Annotated in this window: 16 protein-coding genes; 2 read left to right on the forward strand and 14 right to left on the reverse strand. The window is 60.7% G+C overall.

Going from position 1 to position 18,457, the window contains the following annotated elements:
* Positions 1 to 69 precede the first annotated feature (69 nt).
* The 8 genes from HX786_RS11705 to HX786_RS11740 form a co-directional block, all read right to left on the reverse strand.
* Positions 70 to 399: a GlpM family protein gene (locus HX786_RS11705; protein ID WP_174717800.1), complete on the reverse strand. Its 330-nt coding sequence runs from the start codon at positions 397 to 399 to the stop codon at positions 70 to 72.
* 18 nt (positions 400 to 417) lie between these two features.
* Positions 418 to 1,758: a sigma-54 dependent transcriptional regulator gene (locus tag HX786_RS11710; RefSeq protein WP_003208736.1), complete on the reverse strand. Its 1,341-nt coding sequence runs from the start codon at positions 1,756 to 1,758 to the stop codon at positions 418 to 420.
* Positions 1,755 to 3,656, reverse strand: coding sequence for a sensor histidine kinase (locus HX786_RS11715; protein ID WP_003208735.1), 1,902 nt, complete (start codon positions 3,654 to 3,656; stop codon positions 1,755 to 1,757). The genes HX786_RS11710 and HX786_RS11715 overlap by 4 nt, the downstream gene beginning before the upstream one ends.
* 67 nt (positions 3,657 to 3,723) lie before the next feature.
* Positions 3,724 to 4,458, reverse strand: a complete 735-nt coding sequence (locus tag HX786_RS11720) for an amino acid ABC transporter ATP-binding protein (protein WP_003208734.1) — start codon at positions 4,456 to 4,458, stop codon at positions 3,724 to 3,726.
* A complete protein-coding gene (locus tag HX786_RS11725) occupies positions 4,455 to 5,126 on the reverse strand; it encodes an amino acid ABC transporter permease (RefSeq protein ID WP_003208733.1) in 672 nt (223 codons plus the stop codon). Before HX786_RS11725 ends, HX786_RS11720 begins: the two co-directional genes overlap by 4 nt.
* Complete coding sequence (locus HX786_RS11730; protein WP_003208731.1) at positions 5,126 to 5,872, reverse strand: amino acid ABC transporter permease; 747 nt, start codon at positions 5,870 to 5,872, stop codon at positions 5,126 to 5,128. The genes HX786_RS11725 and HX786_RS11730 overlap by 1 nt, the downstream gene beginning before the upstream one ends.
* A gap of 195 nt (positions 5,873 to 6,067) precedes the next feature.
* Complete coding sequence (locus tag HX786_RS11735) at positions 6,068 to 6,994, reverse strand: glutamate/aspartate ABC transporter substrate-binding protein (RefSeq protein ID WP_008433481.1); 927 nt, start codon at positions 6,992 to 6,994, stop codon at positions 6,068 to 6,070.
* Between the two features lie 336 nt (positions 6,995 to 7,330).
* Complete coding sequence (locus HX786_RS11740; protein WP_008433483.1) at positions 7,331 to 9,655, reverse strand: TonB-dependent siderophore receptor; 2,325 nt, start codon at positions 9,653 to 9,655, stop codon at positions 7,331 to 7,333.
* Positions 9,656 to 9,780: 125 nt separating this feature from the next.
* On the opposite strand from HX786_RS11740, the gene HX786_RS11745 reads away from it, so the two are divergent.
* Positions 9,781 to 10,503, forward strand: coding sequence for a tetratricopeptide repeat protein (locus HX786_RS11745; RefSeq protein WP_003208726.1), 723 nt, complete (start codon positions 9,781 to 9,783; stop codon positions 10,501 to 10,503).
* 48 nt (positions 10,504 to 10,551) lie between these two features.
* On the opposite strand, the gene glpD is transcribed toward HX786_RS11745, so the two are convergent.
* The 4 genes from glpD to HX786_RS11765 all read right to left on the reverse strand — a co-directional run bounded on the left by glpD (position 10,552) and on the right by HX786_RS11765 (position 15,554).
* Positions 10,552 to 12,090 carry a glycerol-3-phosphate dehydrogenase gene (gene glpD / locus HX786_RS11750; RefSeq protein WP_177028933.1) on the reverse strand — a complete coding sequence of 513 codons (1,539 nt, stop codon included), beginning with the start codon at positions 12,088 to 12,090 and terminating at the stop codon, positions 10,552 to 10,554.
* A 173-nt stretch (positions 12,091 to 12,263) separates the two neighbouring features.
* A complete protein-coding gene (locus tag HX786_RS11755) occupies positions 12,264 to 13,019 on the reverse strand; it encodes a DeoR/GlpR family transcriptional regulator (RefSeq protein ID WP_003208723.1) in 756 nt (251 codons plus the stop codon).
* Positions 13,020 to 13,113: 94 nt separating this feature from the next.
* Positions 13,114 to 14,619: a glycerol kinase GlpK gene (gene glpK, locus HX786_RS11760; RefSeq protein ID WP_003208721.1), complete on the reverse strand. Its 1,506-nt coding sequence runs from the start codon at positions 14,617 to 14,619 to the stop codon at positions 13,114 to 13,116.
* Positions 14,620 to 14,699: 80 nt separating this feature from the next.
* Entirely contained in the window at positions 14,700 to 15,554 is an 855-nt protein-coding gene (locus HX786_RS11765; protein ID WP_008433490.1) for an MIP/aquaporin family protein, read from the reverse strand.
* Between the two features lie 360 nt (positions 15,555 to 15,914).
* Here HX786_RS11765 and ybaK point away from each other — a divergent pair, with 360 nt between their 5' ends.
* On the forward strand, positions 15,915 to 16,385 hold the full coding sequence (ybaK, locus tag HX786_RS11770) for a Cys-tRNA(Pro) deacylase (protein WP_178912148.1): 471 nt from the start codon (positions 15,915 to 15,917) through the stop codon (positions 16,383 to 16,385).
* A gap of 10 nt (positions 16,386 to 16,395) precedes the next feature.
* Here ybaK and HX786_RS11775 read toward each other — a convergent pair whose 3' ends face one another.
* Together HX786_RS11775 and argF are read right to left on the reverse strand one after the other, a co-directional pair.
* Complete coding sequence (locus HX786_RS11775) at positions 16,396 to 17,505, reverse strand: ABC transporter ATP-binding protein (RefSeq protein WP_008433494.1); 1,110 nt, start codon at positions 17,503 to 17,505, stop codon at positions 16,396 to 16,398.
* Positions 17,502 to 18,422 (reverse strand): ornithine carbamoyltransferase, encoded by a 921-nt coding sequence (argF, locus tag HX786_RS11780; protein WP_003208712.1) that lies wholly within the window; start codon positions 18,420 to 18,422, stop codon positions 17,502 to 17,504. Before argF ends, HX786_RS11775 begins: the two co-directional genes overlap by 4 nt.
* Positions 18,423 to 18,457 lie beyond the last annotated feature (35 nt).

Genomic DNA, 18,457 nt, shown 5'->3' on the forward strand with positions numbered 1-18,457 from the left:
CTGTAAGAGCGGAACCAATATCAGCCGTTACCTAAAAAATGGACAAACACACTCATTCGGCTCCACATGTCAGGCGTGCATGCGAACCCAAACGCTGACCAAAATCGTAGCCGCCATCAACCACGCTACCGCCGCCACCGCCAGCGAAGCCTCCAGACGCATCCGGTCAACCATCACATACAACGTCGCCAGGTACACAAAGTACGGAATGATCGACCACATCCCGAACACGATCGTGGTCTTCAGATCCTCCACCGACCGACCCTTGCCGACAATGTAATGCGCAATCAACGCGAACGTCGGAAACAGCGGCACCAACCCTGCAATGTAGTAGTTCTTGGTCTTGGCCAGCGCCGCCAGAATCAGCACCACCCCCGCACCCAATGCCGCCTTCAACAATAAATCCACAATGCGCTCCTAGTGGCTCAGCCCGTACTTCTTGACCTTATCGAACAACGTGGTCTTGGCCATCCCCAGTTCCTGGCTGGCCTGGGTCAGGTTGCCGCCGCTGCGTTGCAAGGCATCGTTGAGCAGGTTGCGCTCGAACGCCTCCACCGCTTCGGTAAAGGCCAGCCCATGGTTGCCGCTGCTGGCGCCGCTCTTCTTGAACGCCGGCAAACCGAGGGCAAACCGCTCGGCCACGTTGCGCAGTTCACGCACGTTGCCCGGCCAGTCATGGCTCATCAGGCTGGACAGGGTCTGGTTGTCGAGGTCCGGCGCGGTGCGGTCGAAACGCAGCGACGACTGCTGCAGGAAGTGTTCGAACAACTGCAGGATGTCTTCGCGGCGTTCACGCAGCGGCGGCAGTTCCAGGGTCACCACGTTGAGGCGGTAGTACAGGTCGCTGCGAAACTGGTTGGCGCGGCTCAGGTCGTCGAGGTCGGACTTGGTCGCGGCGATCACCCGGCAATCCACCGCCACGCTCTGGTTCGAGCCCAGGCGTTCCAGGGTGCGTTCCTGCAACACCCGCAGCAGCTTGATCTGCAGGTTCATCGGCATGCTTTCCACCTCGTCGAGGAACAGCGTGCCTTCGTGGGCGTGTTCGATCTTGCCGATGCGGCGCTTGCCGGCACCGGTGAACGCGTTGGCTTCGTGGCCGAAGATTTCGCTTTCGAACAGGTTCTCCGGCAGGCCGCCGCAGTTCAAGGCGACGAACTGGTGGGAGTGGCGCCGGCTGAAATCGTGCAGGCAGCGCGCGACCAATTCCTTGCCGGTGCCGGTCTCGCCCTCGATCAACACGTTGGCCGAGGTGTCGGCGACGTTGGCGATCAATTCCCGCAGGTTCTGCATGGCCGGGGAGCGGCCGATGATCCGGCCTTCCAGCGAATCGCGCTCGGCCAGTTGCCGGCGCAGCGACCAGACTTCCCGGGCCAAACCGCGTTGTTCCAGGGCGCGGCGGGCTACGTCCACCAGGCGCTCGGGAGAGAAGGGTTTCTCCATGAAGTCATAGGCGCCGTTGCGCATCGCGCCCACGGCCATGGAGATATCGCCGTGGCCGGTGATCAGCACCACCGGCAGGCTTTTATCCAGGGCCTTGAGCCGGGTCAGCAACTCCAGGCCGTCGATGCCCGGCAGGCGAATATCGCTGATGACGATGCCGGCGAAGTTTTCACCGACGAGGGTCAGGGCTTCTTCGGCACTGCCCACGCCCACGCTGGGAATGTCTTCCAGAGCCAGGGCTTGCTGGCAGCCGAGCAATACATGGGGGTCGTCTTCGACGATCAGGACGGTCAGGTCGGTGGTTTTTTCTGCGTTCATTTCGACTCGACTTGTTGAGGGCTCGCCAGCGGCAAACTCAGGACAAAGGCAGTACCACCGCTGGCCGGATGCTCGACGGCGAGGTTGCCGCCGGTCGCCGCCGCGAGGCTGGCCGACAGCGTGAGGCCGAGGCCCAGGCCTTGTTCGCCGGGTTTGGTGGTAAAGAACGGTTCGAACAAATGCTTGCGGGTCTCGGGATCAATCCCGTGGCCGTTATCGCGCACCCGCAGGCGATATTTGCCGTCGGCGATGTCGCCTTCCAGCCACAGTTCGGGGGCCGGTTGCGCCTGCATCGCGTCCAGGGCGTTGCCCATCAGGTTGACCAGGATCTGCTCCAGGCGTGTCTGGTCGATCTGCAACTGCGCGCTGCTGAAGTGGCGGTGCACCGTCAGCGGCAGGGTCTCCAGGCGACTGCCGAGGATCTGGAACGTAGCGTCCACCGCCTTGCCCAGATTGGCTTCGCCCTGGTCATCGCCACGCCGGGCAAAGGAGCGCAGGCTGGCGGTGATGCGACCCATGCGGTCGATCAGTTCGTTGATGGTCTTGAGGTTGGCACTGGCGGTGTCCAGCGCCCCACGCTCAAGGAAGCGCACGGTGTTGCCCGACAGGGTACGCAGGGCGGCCAGTGGCTGGTTCAATTCATGGGCGATGCTGGTGGACATCTGGCCGATGGCCGCGAGTTTGCCGGCCTGCACCAGTTCGTCCTGGGCTCGGCGCAAGGTTTCCTCGGCCTGGCGCCGCTCGCGAATCTGGCTCTTGAGCCGCTCGTTGCTGGCCCGCAGGTCGGTGGTGCGTTCGGCAATCCGTCGCTCCAGCTGGTTATTGGCTTCCTGCAGGGCTTCCCGGGCGGCGAGGCGGGTGGCGATCACCTTGCGGCGCTCGTTCCAGGCAATCAGCAGGAATGCCACCAGCGCAAAGGCTACGGCCACCAGGATGCCCTGGTTGATGGCGGCCCGGCGCAGGTCGTTCAGCGGGGTGAGCAGGGTGAAATTCCAGGGGGTGTCGTTCAGTGGGCGGGTCTGGGCCAGGTAGCTGACCTCATGCTCGTCGGCCACCACTTCGCTGTTGGCCGGGAAGGTCAATTTCTCGGTGCCTTCGTTGAGGCGTTCGCGGGCCAGTGGTTCCAGCTCGTTGAGCGTCGCCCAGTAGTATTGCAGGCTGTGGGCGAGGCGGTCCTTGGTGTCATCGCTCAATGGCCGCACGGACTTGAGGCGACGGGCCGGGTCGCTGGAGAGAATGATGATGCCATTCTCGTCACTGACGAAGGCCTCCAGGCGCGCCCGCTGCCAGCGCTCTTCCAGCGCTTCCAGGCGTACCTTGACCACGGCGACGCCGATGATCTTGCCGTGCTCTTCCAGACCATGGGCCAGGTAATAGCCGGGTTCGCCGTTGGTGCTGCCGATGCCGTAGAACCGGCCGGGCTGGCCGCGCACGGCATTCTGGAAATAGGCACGGAAGGACAGGTCTTCACCCTGGTAACTGTCGGCATCGCGCCAGTTGCTGGTCGCCAGCACACGGCCGGTGGTGTCCATCACGTAGATCGCCCGGCTGCGACTGCGCCGGTTCAGGCCTTCGAGGTAGTCGTTGACGGTTTTGCGGGTTTCTTGATTCGGGTCGGCCAACAGCCTGGAGACGCTGGATTCCAGCTCCAGGAGACTGGGCAGGTAGGTGTATTTGCTGAGTTCGCTCTCGACGGTGCGGGCGTGCAGTTCCAGCTGGCGTTCGCCGGTATCGCTGAGGGTGCGGATCCCATAGAACTCGCTGATCCAGAAGCCGACGTAACCCAGTCCGATCATCAGGGCGATGATCAGCGGCGGCAGGAACAATTGGCGAATCAGACGAGGCTTCACGGCAAGTGATGGCGGCGCGGCGCGAAAGAGGTTGGGGTCGCATTTCATCACAGATGCCTTGGGTCAACCAGTTGTGGTGAGTGGGGTTGCCCGACCCACCACAACAGGGCAGTGCTTAGTGCTGCAGGATTTTCTCGAGGAAGTGCTGCGCACGCTCGGAGCGGGCGCTGATGTCGCCGAAGAATTCCTCTTTCGGGCAGTCTTCGATGATCTTGCCGGCGTCCATGAAGATCACCCGGTCAGCTACCTTGCGGGCGAAACCCATTTCGTGGGTCACGCACATCATGGTCATGCCTTCCTGGGCCAACTGCACCATCACGTCGAGCACTTCGTTGACCATTTCCGGGTCGAGGGCCGAGGTCGGTTCGTCGAACAGCATGACGATCGGGTCCATCGCCAGCGCACGGGCAATCGCCACACGCTGTTGCTGGCCGCCGGAAAGCTGGCCCGGGTGCTTGTGGGCGTGAGCCGACAGACCGACGCGCTCCAGCAGTTGCAGGCCCTTCTTGGTGGCTTCTTCCTTGCTGCGGCCCAATACCTTGATCTGCGCGATGGTCAGGTTTTCGGTGATGGTCAGGTGCGGAAACAGCTCGAAGTGCTGGAACACCATGCCAACGCGCGAGCGCAGTTTCGGCAGGTTGGTCTTCGGGTCGGCAATGGAGGTGCCATCGACCACCACGTCGCCTTTCTGGAACGGTTCCAGGGCGTTGACGCACTTGATCAGGGTCGATTTGCCCGAGCCGGACGGCCCGCATACCACGATCACTTCGCCTTTTTTAACCTCGGTGCTGCAATCGGTCAGCACCTGGAAGTCGCCATACCACTTGTTGATATTCTTGATAGAGATCATACGGCAAACCTTTTTTGCAGACGCTTGACCAGCAGCGAGGCGGAAAAGCTGATGATGAAGTAGACGACACCGGCGAAGATCAGGAACTCATTGGAGCGGCCGATGATGTCGCCGTTGGAACGGGCGGAGTTGAGGAAGTCCACCAGGCCCACGGTGTAGACCAGCGAGGTGTCCTGGAACAGGATGATCGACTGTTGCAGCAGCAACGGGGTCATCTTGCGGAACGCCTGGGGCAGGATGATCAGGCGCATGGTCTGGCCGTAGGTCATGCCCATCGCTTGCGCCGCGGCCATCTGGCCCTTGGGGATCGACTGCACGCCGGCCCGCACGATTTCGCAGAAGTACGCCGCCTCGAACATCATGAAGGCCACGACGCAGGAGGTGAACGCACCGATCGGGGTGTCTTCGCCGGTGATCCAGCGCAGCACGAACGGCACCGCCAGGTAGAACCAGGTGATCACCAGCAGCAGCGGGATCGAGCGGAAGTAGTTCACGTAGGCGCCGGCCAGGCGCGACAGCAGTTTGCTGGACGACAGGCGCATCAGCGCGAGGATCGTACCCAGGATGATGCCGCCGACCACGCCCATGACCATCAACTGCAAGGTCATGACCATGCCGTTCCACAAGCCTGGGATGGCGGGGATGATGCCGCTGAAATCGAAGTCCATTATTTACCCCCCACGGAGATCAGGCCGGGCACGGCGACTTTCTTCTCGACCACGCGCATCAGCAGCATCAGGCTCATGTTCAGGGTGAAATAGATCAGCGTGGCCAGGGTGAAGGCCTCGAACAGGTTGGCCGAGAACTCGGCGGTCTGTTTGGTTTGCGCCAGCAGTTCCATCAAGCCGATCAGGGACGCCACGGAGGAGTTCTTGAAGACGTTGAGGAATTCCGAGGTAAGCGGCGGAATGATGATCCGGTAGGCCTGGGGCAGCAGCACGTTCCAGTAGATCTGCGGCAGCTTGAAGCCCATGGCGCGTGCGGCGGATTCCTGCCCCCGTGGCAGCGCCTGGATGCCGGTACGGACTTGTTCGCACACACGGGCAGCGGTGAACAGGCCCAGGCACACGACAACGCTCAGGTAGGCCGAGGTGGTCGGGTTGAGGTCTTGTTTGTACCAGTCCTGCAGGTTCTGCGGCAGCAGGTCGGGTATCAGGAAATACCAGATGAACAGCTGAACCAGCAGCGGTACGTTGCGAAACAGTTCCACGTAGCAGGTCGCGATGCCCGATACGATGCGGTTTGGCACGGTGCGCATGACGCCCAGAATGGACCCCAGCAGCAAGGCGATAATCCATGCCACGACGGCGATGGCAATGGTCCAGCCCAAGCCGGCGATGTACCAGTCGAGATAAGTCTCGCTGCCCACGCCGGTGGACTTGAAGAACACGCCCCAGTCCCAGTTGTAATTCATTAGGGTCTCCCCTCGAGATCGATCGATGTACAAGCACCCGCTTGGGGAAGATCCTTTCCCGCCCGACGGTGAACGCCAGGCACACGCGATCGGCTCGAAAACCGCCAGGTCGAGTGTTCCAAAATTAAAGCCAGCAGGTAGCAACAGACGCCTGAGGGAGGGTTGGCTCCCTCAGGACATAAGCTTAGTCAGGTATCAGATTTTTACGTCAGGCGCTGGCTTGTCGCTTGGGTTGGCGATCAGATCCTTGACCTTGTCGCTCATCGGGAAGTTGAGGTTCAGGCCTTTTGGTGGAATCGGGCTCTCGAACCACTTGCTGTAGATCTTGTTGATCTCGCCGGACTTGTACAGGCCGACGATCGCATCATCCACGGCCTTCTTGAAGGCTGGGTCGTCTTTGCGAACCATGCAGGCGTAGGCTTCGAAGGACTGTGGAGTACCGGTGATGACCCAGTCGTCCGGCTTCTTGGCCTTGGCTTCTTCACCGGCCAGCAGCGCGTCGTCCATCATGAAGGCAACGGCGCGGCCGCTTTCCAGCATCTGGAAGGATTCGCCGTGGTCCTTGGCGGAGATGACGTTCATGCCCATCTGCTTGTCGGCGTTCATCGCCTTGATGATGCGCTCGGACGTGGTGCCGGCGGTGGTCACGACGTTCTTGCCTTTCAGGTCGGCGAAATCGCTGTAGGACGGCTTGCCTTCCTTGTCTTTCTTGACCAGCAGGCGGGTGCCGATTTCGAAGATATTGACGGTGAAGTCAACCTGCTGGGCGCGTTCGGCGTTGTTGGTGGTGGAGCCGCACTCGATATCCGCGGTGCCGTTCTGGATCAGCGGGATACGGGTTTGCGAGGTGACCAGGTTGTACTTGGTCTTCAGGTCGGGTTTGTTCAGGTCTTTTTTCAGGGCTTCAACGATAGCCAGCTGAATGTCGTGGGAGTAGCCCACGGGTTTGCCCGAACCATCCGCGATATAGGAAAACGGAATGGAGCTGTCACGGTGAGCGAGAGTGATCGTGCCGGAGTCGTTGATTTTCTTCAGTGTGCCGGTGAGTTCGGCGGCGAAAACTGGAGTGCTGATCAGAGCAGCAGCGATAGCTGCGCCCAGGATATGGGGAACGATGCGCATCAATACTTCCTCGACATTTGTTTTTTTTATGAGACCGGTTGGGACGGCCACGTTTTTATATAAACAGTACTGCGAAAGCCTGTGACGGCTCCTGAGGCGCCTCAGGCAATCGCCTACGAGTGTAGAGCATGAGTCGTGCCAGACCAGAAATAAAAGGTTAACCATATGATTTATATAGAGATTAACTTTGTGTTACGGGTTTTTTCTCCTGTTTTGGTCCGGCAAACCGAATAGGTTGAGCTATGGCGTTCGGAAAACCGAATGGCGGCGTGGGCCTGTATCGCCCATGAAAAAGCCCCGGGAGTGTGGCTCCCGGGGCTTTTGGGTGTGGCTCTGTCAGAACGTATAGTCGGCCGACACCACTGCCGCGCGGCCATCGCCGGGCACTGCCCAACCGTTGTTGCGGATACGGGTGAGGTACTCCTTGTCGAACAGGTTGTTGATGTTCAGCTGCAGGTTCAACTGTTTGTTGACCTTGTAACCGAGCATCGCACGCTGCACCGCATAGCCGGGGGAAGTCGGCGAGTTGGCGGCGCTGACCAGGTACTGCTTGGTTTGCGCCGTGATGCCGTAGCCCACCTGGAAGTCGTAGGGCAGGTCGTACACCGTCCAGATGCTGGCTGCATGTTTGGGGGTGAAGGTCAGCGGCTCGCCTTTCTGCACGTCGATGCCGGTGGTCGCCAGGGTGTAATCGCTGGCGCTGCGCAGCACACGAGTGTTCAGGTAGGTGTAGTTGGCGAAGACCTTCCAGCGGTCAGTCAGCTGACCGCTCAGGCCCAGCGCCACACCGTCTGCACGTGCCTTGCCGTCGAGGGTCTGGGTGCCGCTCAGGTTGCTCGGGTCATTGTCGGCGACTTTATAGTTGGTGCGGTCATTGCGGAAGATCGCGCCCGTCAGCGAGAGGGCATTGTCGAGCAGGTCCCATTTGGTGCCGATCTCATAGCTGACGGCGGTTTCCGGGGAAACATCGCAGTTGTTGGTGGCGATGCTTGAGCTTTTGGCCGGGGTGTAGCAACCCCCATTGACGCTGGCCTGGGACGGCGTCTTGCTGTTGCCGTAGGCGATATAGAAGCTGCCGTTTTCCACCGGTTTGTAGACCAGCGCCAGGCGGTAGGAGGTCAGGTCATCCGCCTGGCCGTAGCGAGTGCCGGGCGTTTCCACGCCAGTGCTGGAATAGGCATTGGTCACCGAGCTGCCGGCGTTGTGCTCGTAACGCAGGCCGCCGTTGATTTCCCACTGTGGGTTGAGCTTGAGCGTGTCGAAGGCATAGGCGGCGCGGTTGTTCAGCGCGCCGTCAATGTGGGCGGCCCGGGTGAAGTTGACGGGGCCGGACCATTCGGAGTTCGGATCGCTGTAGCTGACCGGTGGTGGGACGATGGTGCTGCCGTTGGCGTTGGTCAGCCATTTACCGGTATCCGCCTCGTATTCCTCGCGGCTGATGGCGATGCCGGTCACCAGCGTGTGGTCGATGAACCCGGTGCTGAAGTGGCTGGTGACGTCGGTCTGGTTGGTGAACATCTTGTTCTGGGTGTTGCGCTCGTTACCCAGTGAGCCGCCGCTTGGCTGGAAGTAGCCCGGCTGCAGGCCTGCGGCGCAAGGGGCGCCGGTGATCTGGGTGCCGCTGGCCAGGCAGCCGGTCAATGCACCTTCGGGGCCTGAGGCGCGCAGGTCCTGGCGCACCCGCTCGACGCGGGTGAAGTTGCGCACCGAGACGGCGTCGTTGAAGTCGTGTTCGAGCTTCAGGCTGAACGAGTCCGATGTGATTTGCTGGTCATTGATGTTGTGGTAGCCGTAGTAGTCACTCCAACCCACGCCCGGCATGGGCTTGCCGTTGTAGATCGGGATACCGTATTGCGGTGTGTTGTCGTCTTTCTGGTGCTCATAACTGACGGTGACACGTGTCGGCGTTCCCAGGCCAAACGCGATGGAGGGCGCGATGCCCCAGCGTTCGTAATCTTCATAATCGCGGCCAGGCACGTCGTTACCATGGGCCATCAGGTTCAGGCGGAACGCGGTGGTGTCGTTGAGCGTCTGGTTGGTGTCCAGGGTGGTGCGCTTGTAGTTATCGGTGCCGATGCCCGCACTGATGGTGGTTTTGTCGCGTAATTCCGGCTGTTTGCTCACCAGGTTGATGGTGCCACCGACCGCGCCGGAGCCGGAATACACCGAACTTGCGCCGCTGACGACTTCGACCTGCTCCAGGTTGAACGGGTCGGTGCGGCTGTACTGCGCGCTGTCACGCACGCCGTCTACGTAGATGTCGCCGCTGGCGGAGAAGCCGCGCAGGTTGATGCTGTCGCCATACCCGCTGCCGCCTTCGCCGGCCCCGAAGGTGATCCCCGGCACGGTGCTGAGCACGTCGCGCAGGGTCAGCAGGTTCTGGTCATGAATGACTTCCTTGGGCACCACCGTGATGGTCTGCGGCGTGTCGCGCAGGGCCTCGGTGTACTTGGGGGAAGAAGGCGCCACAGGGTTGTAGACGCTCTGGCTCGGGGCCTGGCCTTCGATGCTGGTCGCGCCGAGTTGGATGACCCCTGTGTTGTCTTCTGGTGCGGGCTCCGCCGCGTAACTGAATCCTCCTTGCGCAGCCACTGCCAGGCCCACTGCCGACGCGAGCAAATGCCGCGATGAGAGGGGGGCAGAACTGATGCCGGTAGCCATTGAGTAATCTCTTGTTAGTGTTAGTGAGATGCGATCGTAATTGATAAGCGATCTCAAATGTAATACTTTGTAACCAAATAAATCATGAAACTTTTTGCGGTCCTTGATCGCTACTCGGGGCAGGAATGCAGAGCGCACAGCCAGGCAGCGAGCCCTCGGATATCGGTGATAACCCGCGTGCCTATGTGCGCTGGGTGATGCATGCGGCACAGCTGGGAGATGCCGACGCACAGGCGACCCTGGCCCAGCTGCTGCTCGACGGTCGTGGCGTGCAGAAGGATGAGGCGCTGGGGTTGAGCTGGTTTCGCATCGCTGCGCGGCAGCGTCACCCCATGGCGATCAACATGATCGGGCGCTGCCTGGAGAATGGCTGGGGCTGCGAGGTCGACTTGGAAGACAGTGCGCGGCATTACCGCAAGGCCGCCGATCTGGGGCTGGATTGGGGTTTGTATAACTACGGCCAGTTGCTGACGCGTGGCCGTGGTGTGGAGCGTGACCTTGTCGCGGCATATGAACTGTTCCGCCAGGCTGCGGCCAAGGGGCACGCCAAGTCGATGAACCTGTTGGGTCGGTTCCACCATGAAGGCGTGGTGGTGCCCAAGGATGTTCAACTGGCGCGCCAGTGGTATCAGCGCTCAGCCGAGGCCGGGGATTTCCGCGGGCAATACAACCATGCTGCGGAGCTGGCTCACGACGGCGACGAAGTGCAGGCCTGCCTATGGTTGGAGCGGGCCCTCGCGACGGCCACACCGGGCTTTTTGCAGGCGGCTTATCCCGTGTTGCTGGGCTCAGCCTTCAGCGGGATTCGTGAAATGGGCCTGCGCTATCAGCGTCATCTGCAGGCATGAAAAAGCCCCTGGACCTTTCGGTGCAGGGGCTTTTTTACGTCGGGCTGATCAGGCCGCTTCGATCTTGCCGCGGTTGTGCTCAACCTTGGACAGGTAACGCTGCACGTTCTCCTGCTCCTGCGGCGTGGTGAACAGGCCCAGCTTGCTGCGGCGCCACAGGATGTCCTGGGGCTGAGTGGCCCATTCTTCAGCGCACAGGTAATCGACTTCGCGGGTGTACAGGCCGCCACCGAGGTGGTCACCCATGTCCGCCAGCGATTGCACGCCTTCCAGCAGGCGCCAGGTGCGGCTGCCGTAAGTGGTGGACCAGCGACGGGCAATCTCGCTCGGCACCCAGTCGTATTTGCTACGGATTGCATCGGCCAGGGCTTCTGGCGTGCTCATGTTTTCGCCGCCGGGCAGGGTGGCTGTAGCCGTCCAGCTTGGGCGCATCTGCGTGAAGTAAGGCGCCAGTTGTGCCATCGCCGATTCGGCCAGCTTGCGGTAGGTGGTCAGCTTGCCGCCGAACACCGACAGCAACGGCGCCTCGCCCGAGGTGCCGGACAGCGCCAGGGTGTAGTCGCGGGTCACGGCCGACGGGTTGTCGGACTCGTCGTTGCACAACGGGCGCACGCCGGAATAGGTGTGCACGATGTCATCGCGGCTCAGCTGCTTCTTGAAGTGCGCGTTGACCACCTTGAGCATGTAGTCGGTTTCACCTTCGGTAATCGCCACTTTCGCCGGGTCGCCGGTGTATTCGCGGTCGGTGGTGCCGATGATGGTCAGGTGATTCAGGTACGGAATGGTGAAGACGATACGCTGGTCTTCGTTCTGCAGGATGTGCGCGTGGGCGCCTTCATACAGCTTCGGTACGATCAGGTGGCTGCCCTGGATCAGACGGATGCCGTAGGGCGAATCCAGCTTCAAGTCATCCTTGATGAACTTGGCCACCCACGGGCCGGCGGCGTTCACCAGCGCTCGGGCGCGGATCGAGAACAGGCTGCCGTCGGCACGTTCCATGTTCATTTCCCACAGGCCCTTGCTGCGGTGTGCGCTGACGCAACGGGTCTGGGTGTGGATGTGCGCACCCTTTTCCCGCGCAGCCATGGCGTTGAGTACTACAAGGCGGGCGTCGTCGACCCAGCAATCGGAGTATTCGAAGCCTTTGGTGATTTCGCTTTTCAGCGGACTGTCGGGGCCGAACTTGAGGCTCTTGGAGCCTTCGAGTTTTTCCCGCTTGCCCAGATGGTCATACAGGAACAGGCCGGCGCGAATCATCCATGCCGGACGTAGGTGCGGGCGGTGGGGCAATACAAAGCGCATCTGCTTGACGATGTGCGGGGCCTTGGCCAACAGCACCTCACGTTCAGCCAGGGCCTCGCGCACCAGGCGGAATTCGTAATGCTCTAGGTAACGCAGGCCACCGTGGATCAGCTTGCTGCTCGCGGAGGAAGTGTGGCTGGCCAGGTCGTCCTTTTCGCAAAGGAATACCGACAAACCGCGACCGGCTGCGTCTGCTGCAATCCCGACGCCATTGATCCCGCCACCGATAACGGCGACGTCATAGACTTCGGCAAGCGGTGGGGCAGGCAAGGTAGAAGGGTTCATCGGCTGGCCTCGCAATCTTTTTCGTATTGGAATTCGAACATAAATGTTCATTTGCGAAAATGGTAGCTTATAAACGCAGGCACAGCCAGCCCGCTTCGATTGAAAATACTGATCGAAGGGCGAAGAAAGGAAAATTTGTGAACATCAGGGGGCAGGACACCCCCTGTATAGGCTTACACCACTTCCAGTCGAATCTTGTGCTGATTCAACAGTTGCACCAGTGCCGGGACCGGCTGCTGATCGGTGACTAAACAATCGATCAAGCTGATCGGTCCCAGGCGAATCATGGCGTTGCGCCCGAATTTGCTGGAGTCCGCCGCCAGGATCACCTTGCGCGCATTGGCAATGATCGCCTGGGAAACCCGTACTTCCTGATAATCGAAGTCCAGAAGGCTGCCGTCTTCATCGATACCGCTGATGCCCACCAAGGCGAAATCGACCTTGAACTGGTTGATGAAATCAACGCTGGCCTGGCCTACTACACCGCCATCCCGGCGCACGTTGCCGCCGGTCAGGAGTACGTCGAAGTCGTCTTTGGCACTCAGCATCATGGCGACGTTGAGGTTATTGGTGATGATTTTCAGGTGGCTGTGGTTAAGCAGCGCACGCGCGATCGATTCGGTGGTGGTACCGATGTTGATAAACAGCGAGGCGTGATCGGGGATTTGCGCGGCGATGGCTTCGCCGATGCGCTGTTTTTCGTCGCGCATCTGGTCGGCACGCATGGCGTACGCGGTGTTTTCAACGCTGGAATCATAGGCTGCGCCGCCATGGTAGCGGCGCAACAGATTGGCTTCCGCCAGTTGATTGATATCGCGGCGGATGGTTTGCGGGGTGACAACGAAGAGCTGCGCCATTTCCTCGATACTCACATAGCCGCGTTCGCGAACCAGTTCGAGGATTTGTTGCTGGCGGGGAGGCAGATTCATGGTGCGTCCTTTGGGCTGCCGTAAAAAGTGGCCCATGATGACGCAGGAATCTGCTCCCTGCCAGTTACAACCCTATGCGCGTCCGGCGCTTGGCTTATTCAGCGCCTTCGTGGGGTTCCCAGTCGCGGGTGCGGCTGACTGCTTTCTGCCAGCCGGCGTAGAGTTTTTCCTTCGCCGCTTCTTCCAGCTGCGGTTCGAATTGACGCTCGATTACCGCCTTGCCACGCAGTTCGTCCAGGCTGCCCCAGAAACCGCACGCCAGGCCGGCCAGGTAGGCGGCGCCCAACGCGGTGGTTTCGCGCATTTGTGGGCGTTCAACCTGGGTACCGAGGATGTCGGCCTGGAACTGCATCAGGAAGTTGTTGGCGACCGCGCCACCGTCTACCCGCAGGGATTTGAGGCGTTCGCCGGAATCCTGCTGCATGGCATCGAGTACGTCGCGGGTCTGGTAGGCAATCGACTCCAGGGCTGCACGAATGATGTGATCCACGCGTACGCCACGGGTCAGGCCGAACAGCGCACCACGGGCATACGGGTCCCAGTACGGAGCGCCCAGGCCGGTGAAGGCTGGCACCAGGTACACGCCGTTGCTGTCCTTGACCTTGCCGGCGAAGTATTCGGTGTCGGTGGCATCGGCGATGATCTTCAACTCATCACGCAGCCATTGCACGGTGGAACCGCCGTTGAACACGGCGCCTTCCAGGGCGTAGGCCACTTCACCACGCGGGCCGCAGGCGATGGTGGTGAGCATGCCGTGCTTGGATTTCACCGCCTTGTCGCCGGTGTTCATCAGCAGGAAGCAGCCGGTGCCGTAGGTGTTTTTCGCCTGGCCCGGTTCTACGCACATTTGGCCAAACAGCGCCGCCTGCTGGTCACCGGCGATACCGCCGATGGCGATACCGCTTTTGGTGCGACCATAGATTTCCGAGGAAGACTTCACTTCCGGCAGCATTTCGCGCGGCACGTCGAGAATCTCCAGCATCTTCGCATCCCACTCCAGCGTGTGGATGTTGAAGAGCATGGTGCGCGAGGCGTTGGTGTAGTCGGTGACGTGGGTCTTGCCGCCGGTAAATTTCCAGATCAGCCAGCTGTCGATGGTGCCGAACAGCAGCTCGCCGTTACGCGCACGTTCGCGGCTGCCTTCGACGTTGTCGAGGATCCACTTGAGCTTGGTGCCGGAGAAGTACGGGTCGGTGACCAGGCCGGTGGTGTCGTTGATGTATTGTTCGTGGCCGTCGCGCTTGAGCTGCTGGCAGATCTCGGTGCTGCGGCGGCATTGCCAGACGATCGCGTTGTAGATCGGGCGGCCGGTGATTTTGTCCCAGACCACGGTGGTTTCACGCTGGTTGGTGATACCGATTGCCGCGACCTGGTCATGGTGCAGGCCGGCTTGTGCCAGGGCCTCGACCATCACCGCGCTCTGAGTGGCGAAAATCTCCATCGGGTCATGTTCGACCCAGCCGGCTTGCGGGTAATGCTGGGTGAATTCACGCTGGGCGGTGCAGACCACGTTGGCGTCACGATCGAAGATGATCGCCCGGGAACTGGTGGTGCCCTGATCGAGGGCAATGATGTAGTTCTTATTCTGAATGTCGGTCATGTCGATTGCCTTGGACGGAGAATAGGGAAGTCAGTAAACAGCCTGGGCCGCAAAAGGGCAGTACGGTCCAGGCTATCGCATCAGGAAGTACGGGTTTTGGCGGTGGCAGCCGCTTCGGTTGCATCAGTTGTAGCAGGTGCGGCGCTGGGCAGGTGACGGGCAATCAGCCCGCGATAGGCGGCAGCACCGAGGCAGGCGCCGACAATCGGCGCAAAGATCGGAATCAGGAAGTAAGGAATGTCGCGCCCGCCAGTGAAAGCCATTTCACCCCAACCGGCGAAAAAGGTCATCAGCTTGGGGCCGAAGTCACGGGCCGGGTTCATCGCAAAGCCGGTCAGCGGGCCCATGGCACTGCCGATCACGGCAATCAGCAAACCAATCAGCAGCGGCGCCAACGGGCCGCGGGGCAGGCCGTTGTTGTCATCGGTCAGGGCCATGATCACGCCCATCAGGATCGCGGTGATGACCATTTCCACCAGGAACGCCTGGGCCGTGCCCAGCAGCGGATGCGGGTAGGTGGAGAACACCGACGCCAGTTCCAGGCTGGCCTGGGTGCCGCGAATCATGTGGTGGGTTTGTTCGTAATCGAAAAACAGGTTGCTGTAGAGCGTGTAAACCAACGCGGCCGAACAGAAGGCCCCGGCGACCTGGGCGATGATGTAGAACGGCAGTTTGCGCTTGTCGAAATCGGCAAAGATGCACAGCGCGATACTGACCGCCGGATTCAGGTGAGCCCCGGAAATACCGGCGCTCAGGTAGATCGCCATGCTGACGCCGATCCCCCAGATGATACTGATTTCCCACAACCCAAAGCTGGCACCCGCGACCTTGAGCGCAGCAACACATCCGGTACCGAAGAAGATCAGCAACGCAGTGCCCAGGAATTCGGCCATGCATTGACTTGAAAGTGAAGGCTGTTGAAGAGCAGTTGTCATGGAAAACCTCTGTTTTTGTTGTTGTCTGGCGTTTTGCCGCAACGGGCAATCGGCGATTTTCACCGTGGCGAGGATCCCCATCCTGTTCGCGGCTTACTGCTGTGAATCCGTAGGTGCATTCCTACAGTATTCGTAAACGAAAAAATATAGACAAGAATGACGGCTGTCAAAGGTCGAAAGTGAACGATCGGTCATTTTGTAATTATTGGTGTGATGAATGATCGTGCCGTGGGCGCGGGAAGCGGCAGGGAAGGTGCGCGTGAGCGCGTGGCAGAGGGCTTCGGACTAGAGCCTTTTGCTTGTTGTTGGCCTAGAATTGGCTGTCTGTTTTTTCACCTTTTTGCCAAGCCTGGAGCCCACATGACGCCCGCATTGGACCTGTTGAAAAAAGTTCGCGCCGAACATCGAATTCACAGTTACGAACATGACCCCAAGGCAGCGTCCTATGGTCTGGAGGCCGCGGAAAAATTGGGCCTGGACCCGGCGCAGGTGTTCAAGACCCTGCTGGCCAGCAGTGAAAAAGCCGAGCTGCTGGTGGCGGTTGTGCCGGTCGTCGGAAGTTTGGATTTAAAGGCGTTGGCGCAGGCGGCGGGGGTAAAAAAGGTCGAGATGGCAGACCCGGCAGCGGCGCAACGGGCCACCGGTTACTTGTTGGGCGGCATCAGCCCGCTGGGGCAGAAGAAACGCCTGCGCACCTTCATCGATGTGAAGGCGCAGTCGTTTCCGACAATTTTTATCAGTGCGGGGAGAAGGGGGCTTGAGGTGGAGTTGGCAGCGACAGTGCTGGCCGAACATACCCAGGCCAAGTTCGCGGAAATTGGCCGGGCGTGATGCGTTGACGTCAGGAGGCGGTGCTGTAGCGGCGAACGCCTGACTCAACCTGAGGGATTTGTGCTGCGGTACTGCCTGAGGCCTGGAACAACACCAGGTGCTCGGCTGCCACGCGAATGCCCACGTCGGCACCGACCAAGTGATCGGCGTGGCTGGGGAAGATCGACTCCAGCTGAGCGCCTGTCGGCAACTGCAAGCGATACAGGGTCGACGCGCCGAGGAACGTCTTGCCGACAATCCGCGCCTTCAAGGCGCTGTCCGGTGCATAAACGATGTCGTCCGGGCGCAGCAACACATCCACCGCGCCGCCGGTTGGCCAGGTGTAGGCACGATTGCCGCGCAACTCCCCCAGTTCGGTGGTAACCGATTCCGGCGTGTTCAACTGCCCGCGAATGAAGTAACCCTGGCCAATGAAGCTGGCGACAAAGGGTGTCAGCGGTTCGTGATAGAGGTTGTAGGGCGTATCCCACTGCTCCAGGCGACCCTCCTTGAACACGCCGACATGGTCACTCACTGCGAAGGCTTCTTCCTGGTCGTGGGTCACCAGAATCGCACTGGTGCCCCGCGCCTTGAGGATATCGCGTACTTCGTGGCTGAGTTTGCGCCGCAGTTCGCCGTCGAGGTTGGAGAAGGGTTCGTCCAGCAGCAACAATTGCGGTTCCGGCGCCAGGGCGCGAGCCAGGGCGACGCGTTGCTGCTGGCCGCCCGAGAGTTCGTGGGGGAAGCGCTTGCCGAGGTTTTTCAGGTTCACCAGTTCCAGCAATTCAGCGACCACACGCTCTTTTTGCGGGTGCTTGCGAATGCCGAAGGCGATGTTGTCGGCCACGCTGAGGTGTGGAAACAGCGCGTAGTCCTGGAACACCATGCCGATCCGACGTTTCTCCGGAGCCAGTGTGAAACCGGCGCTGGAAATGACTTCGCCTGCCAGGCTGATCTCGCCTTCATGCACCGGCTCAAACCCGGCAATCGCTCGCAGCGTGGTGGTCTTGCCGCAGCCCGAGGAGCCCAGCAGGCAACCGATGTCGCCGGCGTTGAGGTGCAGATTGAGGTTCTGCACCACCCGTTGGTCTTGATAGCCGCATGCCAGATTGCGCAGGTTCAGCAGTAGTGGCTGGCTCATGCAGGACGGTACGCCGGCGCAACCAGAAACTCGAGCAGGGCTTTTTGTGCGTGCAGGCGGTTTTCCGCCTGGGCCCAGGCTACTGAACGTTGATCGTCCAGCAGGTCGAGACTGATTTCTTCGCCACGGTGGGCGGGCAGGCAGTGCATGAACAGCACGTCCGGCGCGGCCAGGTCGAGCAGGGCGCGGGTGACCTGGAACGGGGCGAAGAGCTTGAGGCGCTTGGCGGTTTCCTCTTCCTGGCCCATGGAGGTCCACACGTCGGTGCTCACCAGGTGTGCGCCGATGACCGCCTCACGCGGGTCGCGGACGATAGTCACGCGGTCGCCGGCCTGGGCCAGGAAACGTGCATCCGGCTCGTAGCCTTCAGGGCAGGCAACGCGCAATTTGAAGTCGAACTGGATCGCCGCTTCTATATAGCTGTTGCACATGTTGTTGCCGTCGCCGATCCAGGCCACGGTCTTGCCCTGGATCGAGCCGCGCTGTTCGAGGAAGGTTTGCATGTCGGCCAGCAACTGGCAGGGGTGCAGGTCATCGGACAGGCCGTTGATCACGGGCACTCGGGAGTTGGCGGCAAATTCGGTCAGGGTGCTGTGGGCGAAGGTACGGATCATCACCGCATCCAGCATGCTCGACATCACGATCGCGCAATCGCTGATCGGCTCGCCACGGCCCAGTTGGGTATCGCGAGGTGACAGGAAGATAGCCTGGCCGCCGAGCTGAATCATGCCGGCTTCGAAAGACACGCGGGTGCGGGTCGACGACTTCTCGAAAATCATCCCGAGCACGCGGTTTTTCAAAGGCTCGAACAGTACGCCGCGGTTACGCAGGTCTTTAAGCTCAATGCCTCGACGGAGCACGCTGACCAGCTCTTCGGGCGTGCAATCCATCAGGGAGAGAAAGTGCCTTGCGCTCATCATTAACTACCTTTTTGCAACAGACCGCAGATACT

It is taken from the genome of Pseudomonas sp. 21615526 (assembly GCF_013386245.1).
Classification (GTDB): Bacteria; Pseudomonadota; Gammaproteobacteria; order Pseudomonadales; family Pseudomonadaceae; genus Aquipseudomonas.